Below are 7437 nucleotides of genomic sequence, written 5' to 3'. Positions count from 1 at the left end.
TAGGGCGGGGGGAAGGAAGGAAAGTTAAGTTTTGCATGTCGGATCGTTTGGGCAATTGTTCGTTCCTCGCTTTCAACCTTCCGTCCGAGATACCCCTCTATGTTCCAGCCCTCTCAATCAAGTCGCGGTCTCCAGAATATAAAGTTGCAAACTCCCCATCGGCCCCCAAAAGCCTCATTTTCACAGGATACTTTTCACCAGGAATACTTGATATAACCTCATTCATAAGATTCAAGAATTCATCTTTCTGAAAATCCCCAGATTGTTGATTAACATTTTCGATTAACTGCTCCATAAATCGTTCGGAATTTTTTTGATATGCTACTTGAATCACTCTAATCAAAAAATGCTCCGGAATTCCAATATCAATGGGGAAGCCCGCCAAAATTGTATTACACCAAGATTCAACATCACTGACGTTTAAAAGAGCAGCCATCAAAAAACACAAAAAGGATTTTGCTAGCTCATTTTCGCGAGAAGCGATAAGCCCCAAATTAAAATAGGCCGGTGCATTTAAAGAATCGTGAAATCGCAATACCTCCTCGCACTTATCCTTAACATCTGAATCATTTTCATTTTTCTCAAAGTAAATACATTCTTTAGCCTTTTGCTTATTTCTTTTTTGTGTCTTCAATTTCAAAATCTCGGATACTTTTTTGAAGGCAAATCCCTTCAAACACCAAACTGCGGGAGGAGATTTCTCAGACTTCAAATACTTATCTAATTCAGCGACAGCCCGTTCATATTGGCCCGCATACATGAGGCTGTCGGCATATAAAGCATGGCATTCACCAACTTCCCCCAATTTAAGCGCCCGGGAATATGATTCAGACGCCCATTTATAATGCCCAGATTCAAATAAGATTCCCCCAACTTCTTTCCAAAAATAAGGACGCTTCAAATATTGATTGTCAGTTTTCGAGGCGAGCCTATAGCTCCTAAATGCTTCAATATCTTTTTCTTTCCCACGAATATGGTTTCCAAAATTGTAATACGCCGTAGCCAACCGATGTGACTGCCCCGAACTTTTGGCATATTCAATCTGCCTACCCAAATATTTCTTAAGTACGCCTGACTCACCCACATTTTCACTGCAATAAATCAATGACATTAGATACTGTGAAAGCGCACTCAATTCAGCGCCTTCTATCGAATGTAAATATTCCGCTATTTTCAAAGCCTCTTCTATTAATCCAGCTCGTGTCATACAGACCACGCAATGAACAGCCACTTCTGCTTCCTTTATGATGTTCGATTGCAAGGAAAATTCAGAAAATATTTTCGATGCAGGCATAAAATGGCTCCGAAAATACAAACCGACCGCTACACAAACCAATACATCGCTCGGAAACTTTTCATGCACCTCTTTTTTCTTATATTTTTTACTCATTTCCAACATATAAATAGGAATTCCGGCCAACCTAACAACAGTTCGATTCTTATGCACCGAAATTAGCAACTTAACTTGGTCATATTTCCTTAAACCAATACGTAAAACTTCGGGAACCTTGCCTGCCTCTTTTCTTATTTTTGACGATAATTCGGCCGCAGTCTGTCCAAACATTTTTGGTTCGGAAATTCTCAATTCAAAGGGAATTGGCAGATGAATATTAGGGAATTTAACTTGCTTAAGTACTTCAAGATTTGATGGCAAATCAGACATATACTTTGCAGTTATCCTATCTTCTTCTGGCATTTTAAATGTAATCGTCTTCTGCCTCTTTGCTTTCTCCCACGAAGGAAGCTCAAAGGTCTCAAACCATTTGGCATAAAATGCATTTGATGACGCATGATATCGAACAATCAAAACCGGAAGATCAAGAGATAAATAATATCTACACGCTTCAACTTTCAAAGGAAACGACAAAGCGTTCTTTGGGAGAGAGGCGTCAGTAGCTTTAATCTGAACTAGAAATAAATTCCCCGTTGCATTTCCATTATCGTCGAATATTTCTACCTCTCCATCAATTCCATAATCCTGCGGATTGTCACGAAAAACCCATGCAGAAGGAAGCAAACCACGCAAAGCATTTCGAGAGGCATCTTCCAATTGATGTTGTCGTGGCCTCTTCGGCATTCTCGGCTTAGCGCCCACCTCCCTACTCCTCCCCTCGACAAAACGCATAAAACCGATCGAACAGCTCTCTCGCGTCGTGGGGCCCGGGGCAGGCCTCGGGGTGGTACTGGACCGAGAAGACGGGGGGCTCGGCGCACATGAGGCCCTCGCAGGTCTGATCGTTGAGGTTGAGGTGGGTGGTAATGGTGCCCTTTTGGAAGCTCTTGGGATCGACGGCGTAGGAGTGGTTCTGGCTCGTGATGGCGACCTTGCGGGTGATCCGGTGCTGGACGGGATGGTTCGCGCCGTGGTGGCCGAATTTGAGCTTGAAGGTCCGGGCGCCGAGGGCCTGGGCGAGGATCTGGTGGCCGAGGCAGATGCCGACGAGGGGCACCTTGCCGAGGAGTTTTTTCACGTTCTCGACGATGTGGCCGAGGGCGGCGGGATCGCCGGGGCCGTTGGAGAGAAAGACGGCGTCGGGCTCGCGCAGGAGGACATCCTCGGCGCTCTCCCCGGCGGGGACGATTTCGAGGAAAAACCGCTCGGCCAGCTGCTCGAAGATTTCGCGCTTCGCCCCGAGGTCATAGGCCACGCAGAGCGGCTTTCCGCTCTCCCCCATGCGGTAGGCCTTGGCGCAGGTCACATCCTGCACCAGATCGCGCCCCTCGAGACCGGGGCTCAGCTTCGCGCGCTCGATCAAAATGTCCGCATCGAGTGTGGTGGAGGAGAGCACCGCCTTGAGGGCGCCCGCCTCGCGGATGTGGCGCGTGAGGGCCCGGGTGTCTATCCCCTCGATGCCGGGGACGCCGAATTTTTTGAGGTAGCCGTCCACGTCCCCCACCGCGCGGTGGTGGCTCGGCCTCCGGCAGATCTCCTTGACGATGAAGGCCTCGGTCCACACCCGGCGGGACTCCTCATCGCCGGGAATAACGCCGTAGTTCCCGATGTGGGGATAGGTCATGACGACCATCTGGCCGCGATAGGAGGGATCGGTGAGGATCTCCTGGTAGCCGGTCATGGCGGTGTTGAAGACGAGCTCGCCCTCGGCGTCGGCCCACGCGCCGAAAGCGCGGCCCCGGAAGACGCGCCCGTCCTCGAGCGCCAGAATAGCGGGCCTGAGCTCGCGCATCAGCCGCTCACCCCCGCTCCGGTGAATATCTGAACGCCCGCCCCGGTGCGGCGCATCCGGATCTCCCCTTCCACAATCGTCGCCGCGGCGCAGCCCTTGAGCTTCCACCCGGCGAAGGGGGTGTTCCTCCCCCGGCTCTCGAAGGTTTCTGGATCGACGGTGATCTCCCGCTCGAGATCGAGGAGCGTCACGTCCCCCGGGGCGCCCTCGGCCAGGGTGCCGCCCGGCAGGTTGAGGACTTTCGCGGGGCCTACGGTGAATTTCGAGACGGCTTCCATCAGGGTGAGCGCCCCTGCGCCCACGAGCCGATCGAGCACGAGGGAGACGGCGGTTTCGAGGCCGACGACCCCGTTCGGCACCGCGTCGAACTCGACCTGGAGCTCGGCCTCGAAGTGGGGCGCGTGGTCGGTGGCGATGACCGAGAGGGTGCCGTCCTTGAGGCCTGCGATAAGTGCCTGGCGGTCGGCCTCCAAGCGAAGGGGCGGGGACATCTTGGCGGAGGAGTTGAAGCCGCGCACCGCCTCGTCGGTGAGGGTGAGATGATGGGGCGTGGCCTCCCCCGTGACGCGCAGGCCCTTGGCCCGGGCCTGGCGGATGAGATCCACCGCGCCGGCGGAGGTGACGTGCAGGATGTGGAGGATGCCGCCGGTCAGCTCGGCGAGGCGGATGTTGCGGTAGACGGCGATGTCTTCGCTTGCCGCGGGGTTTCCCGCGAGGCCGAGCTGGGTCGCGACGGCGCCCTCGTTCATCACCTTTCCCCCGGAGAGGGAAAGGTCCTCCGCGTGCTCGAGGATGGGCATGCCGAGCATCCCGGCGTACTCCATCGCCGCGCGCATGAGGGCGGCCGTGCGCACGGGAACGCCGTCGTCGCTGAAGGCGATGGCGCCGAGTTTTTTCTGCTCGGCCATCTCGGTCAAGCCCTCGCCCTTCATCCCGACCGATACGGCGCCCACCGGATGGACGCGGCACACGCCTGCTTCTTTGGCGCGCTTGAGGATGCGCTCGGTGATGGAACTCGTGTCGTTTACCGGGTCGGTGTTGGCCATGCAGGCGACGGCGGTGAAGCCGCCCGCGGCGGCGGCCCGGGTGCCGCTCTCGATGTCTTCCTTGAACTCCTGGCCCGGCTCGCGGAAGTGCACGTGCATGTCAATGAAGCCGGGGCAGACGATGAGGCCGGCGGCGTCGAGCACCTCGTCTCCCTTTCGGGGCGGAATGTCCGGCGCGCGCCGGGCGATCTTCCCATTTTCGATGAGGAGATCGAGGGCGGCGTCGGTGCCCCCCAAGGGGTCGAGGAGCCGCCCTCCCTTAATGAGCAACGGCATCTTCCGCCCTCCTTTCGGCCTTTCCGGCGCGCGCTTCAGACTGAAACTCTCCCCGCCCCGCCGAACCGGAGAGGAGGTAGAGAACCGCCATCCGGCAGGCGACCCCGTACTCGACCTGCTCGAGGATGAGGGAGAAGGGGCCGTCCGCCACGTCGGGGCTCAGCTCGATCCCGCGGTTGATGGGGCCGGGGTGCATGATGAGGATGTCCTCCTTGGCCCGCTGGAGACGCTTGTGGGTGATGCCGTAGGTCGCCGCATATTCGCGCTCGCTCGGGAAGGCGGCCCCGGCACCGCGCTCGAGCTGGATGCGGAGCGCCATGAGGACGTCCGCCCACTCGATGGCGGCGTCCACCTCGCTCGTCACCTCGCAGCCGAGGGTTTCGCACTCGGCCGGAATCATGGTGCGCGGCCCGCAGACCAGGACTTCGGCCCCGAGCTTGCGCAGCCCGAGGATGTCCGAGCGGGCCACCCGGCTGTTGGCGATGTCACCCACGATGGCGACGCGCAGGCCCTCGAAGTTCTCCTTGTGCTCCCGGATGGTATAGAGGTCGAGCAGGGCCTGGGTCGGGTGCTCGTGGCGGCCGTCGCCGGCGTTGACCACCCCGCAGGAAAGCTCCCGGGCGAGGAATTCGGGCGCCCCCGAGGCACCGTGGCGGACCACCAGCACGTCGGTCGCCATCGCCTCGATGTTGCGGGCGGTGTCGCGAAGGGTTTCACCCTTCTCGGTCGCACTCGCCGAAGCGGTGATGTTGATGACGTCGGCCGAGAGGCGCTTGCCGGCGATTTCGAACGAGGTGCGCGTCCGCGTGCTCACCTCGAAGAAGAGGTTGACGATCGTCTTGCCCCGCAGGGCGGGCACTTTCTTGATGTCGCGCTCGTTCACCTCCCGGAACGAATCGGTCTGATCCAGGAGGAACAAAATCTCTCCGGCCGAGAGCTCCCGGATGGAGAGGAGGTCCTTACGGGTGAAAGGTTCCGGCTGCATGGCTCACTCCTCCCTCTGTCCGGCGGAACGGGGAACCGCCTTTTGGGAATTCACAGAAATCTCGCGCACAACGACCGCGTCGCGGCCGTCAATCTCCTTTATAAGCACCTGCACCTCCTCCCCCAGCCGGACATCCAGATTCCGCCCGACGTAGTCGGGCCGGACGGGAAGCTCCCGCTCCCCCCGGTCCACCAGGACGGCGAGGCCCACCCTGCGAGGGCGCCCGAAGTTCACCAGCGCGGCCAGCGCGGCGCGGATCGTGCGGCCGGTGTAGAGGACATCGTCCACCAGCACGACCTCTTTTCCCTCGAGGGAAAAAGACAGTTCGGTGCGCTGCAGCTTGGTCCGCGCGCCCGATTGATCGAGGTCGTCGCGGTAAAGGGTGATGTCCAGGATGCCAACGGGCGGGCGGGTTCCCTCGAACGCCTTGATGTGGTCGGCGAGGCGCTCGGCTATCGGTGCCCCCCGGGTACGCAAGCCGACCAAAGCGAGGGCGCGAAAGTCTTCGGCCTTCTCGATGATCTCGTGCGCCAGGCGCCGCAGGGTGCGGGCGATCTGCTCGGCCCCGATCTCTTCACGCTCCATCGGGGGCGCCTCCGGTGCGCCGGGGCAGAGGCGCGAAAAAAAACCCCCATTCCTTCCGGAACAGAGGTGTCGTTGTGGATTTTGGGTGTGGCTTTAAATGCAACCGCAGGGAACTCACGGCACCTCCTTTGCTGTCTCTCGGAACAGCATTAAAGGGGGAGTGCACTATCGCTTTTCCAGACGCTCCATCCGAAACGCGGACTTCCCAGCCCAAGGTTTCTTCTGGAACATCATTGAGGCGAATCTAGCAGTCTCGAGACATCGGCGCAAGTCGGCCGCTCTACTTCCGGCTCAAAAAATCCACCGAGGGGCCCGGCGGCCGGTCGTCGGCAGGTGATTTTGTCCGGGTTTCTTCAATGATCTCAAAATACGCCAGAGCCGCTTCCCGTGAGGGCCGCCGCGGGGGGATCTCCCGCACGCGAACTCTCAGCACGCGTCCCGGCTGCCGGATCTCAAGCTCATCCCCCTCCCGGACCTGGCGGCCCGGCTTTGCGGTCTCTTCCCCGATACGAATCTGGCCGGCGTCGGCCAATTCCTTGGCCAGCGATCTTCGCTTCACGATTCGGCACAGGACAAGAAATTGATCGATCCGCACGGGGGCCTAACCGGAAATTTCCTGGCTGTCGGATACGATGCTCCGGGTTTTTTCCACCTTGATTTCGAATTTAAGACGAATTTGCTTGGAATCGATCAAAAGTTCCAGGTGCTTCATTTTAGGATTGAGAGAGTAGGCTTTGATCATGTCGGCGAAGTTCACCTTACCGAGAAAAGAGGCGGGCCATATTGCGTTGTTCTTGAAAAAGAAAATGCTCGCGGCCGGGTCGGGATTTACGAACTCGCGAAACATCCGACCCAAGGTCCCGATGGTCTCCGCGTCGAGCCGCCGCTCGTTGTCAACCTTGAGTTTATCGGATTCCCAGCGCGGGTCCTTCCGTTTGGTGCCGTAGGCCCAGAAAATCTCCTCGCGGAAGAACAGCCCCGCGCCGCTGACGATCTTCATCTCAACGAGCCGGAACGTCACCTGATCGCGGACGTTCCGGAAGAGCGGCCCCACGGAACCATCCTTGGAGGTTACGGCCTGGGGATAGTAATTGATCTCCAGAAACGCCGAGCGCTTCAACTCGGATATCCATTCCCGGTAGCGGCGCGCCCGTTTTTCGTCGAACAGCTTGTCCTTGATCTTTTCGGACACTTCGGCGAGCAGGGTGGTTTTCCCGGCGCGCGTGCCGGTGACCAAAATGATGTGATAACCGGCACGGGTACGGATCGGCTGGCTCACGATACCGATCGGCTGAGAGAAAACGGCCGCCTCAAACTCCGGGAACTCCTCTCCTTTCTTCAAATTCCCCAAATCACCGCC

General features: G+C 57.9%; 7 protein-coding genes. All 7 read right to left on the bottom strand.

The window, feature by feature from the left end; all coding sequences use genetic code 11:
* Positions 1 to 97: 97 nt before the first annotated feature.
* Positions 98 to 2095: a DUF4365 domain-containing protein gene (locus O2807_09685; GenBank protein ID MDA1000766.1), complete on the bottom strand. Its 1998-nt coding sequence runs from the start codon at positions 2093 to 2095 to the stop codon at positions 98 to 100.
* 4 nt (positions 2096 to 2099) lie between these two features.
* A complete protein-coding gene (gene carA / locus O2807_09680) occupies positions 2100 to 3185 on the bottom strand; it encodes a glutamine-hydrolyzing carbamoyl-phosphate synthase small subunit (protein MDA1000765.1) in 1086 nt (361 codons plus the stop codon).
* Positions 3185 to 4507, bottom strand: a complete 1323-nt coding sequence (locus tag O2807_09675) for a dihydroorotase (protein ID MDA1000764.1) — start codon at positions 4505 to 4507, stop codon at positions 3185 to 3187. Before O2807_09675 ends, carA begins: the two co-directional genes overlap by 1 nt.
* Positions 4491 to 5492, bottom strand: coding sequence for an aspartate carbamoyltransferase catalytic subunit (locus tag O2807_09670; protein ID MDA1000763.1), 1002 nt, complete (start codon positions 5490 to 5492; stop codon positions 4491 to 4493). Before O2807_09670 ends, O2807_09675 begins: the two co-directional genes overlap by 17 nt.
* A 3-nt stretch (positions 5493 to 5495) precedes the next feature.
* A complete protein-coding gene (gene pyrR / locus O2807_09665) occupies positions 5496 to 6077 on the bottom strand; it encodes a bifunctional pyr operon transcriptional regulator/uracil phosphoribosyltransferase PyrR (GenBank protein ID MDA1000762.1) in 582 nt (193 codons plus the stop codon).
* A gap of 280 nt (positions 6078 to 6357) precedes the next feature.
* A complete protein-coding gene (locus tag O2807_09660; protein ID MDA1000761.1) occupies positions 6358 to 6672 on the bottom strand; it encodes a S4 domain-containing protein in 315 nt (104 codons plus the stop codon).
* Between the two features lie 6 nt (positions 6673 to 6678).
* On the bottom strand, positions 6679 to 7437 hold a 759-nt coding region (locus O2807_09655; GenBank protein ID MDA1000760.1), incomplete at its 5' end, for a peptidylprolyl isomerase.

The sequence above is a fragment of the bacterium genome (assembly GCA_027622355.1).
Taxonomy (GTDB): domain Bacteria; phylum UBA8248; class UBA8248; order UBA8248; family UBA8248; genus JAQBZT01.
Note: the sequence above shows the minus strand (reverse complement) of the source record. Positions and strands in the feature narration are given on the sequence as shown.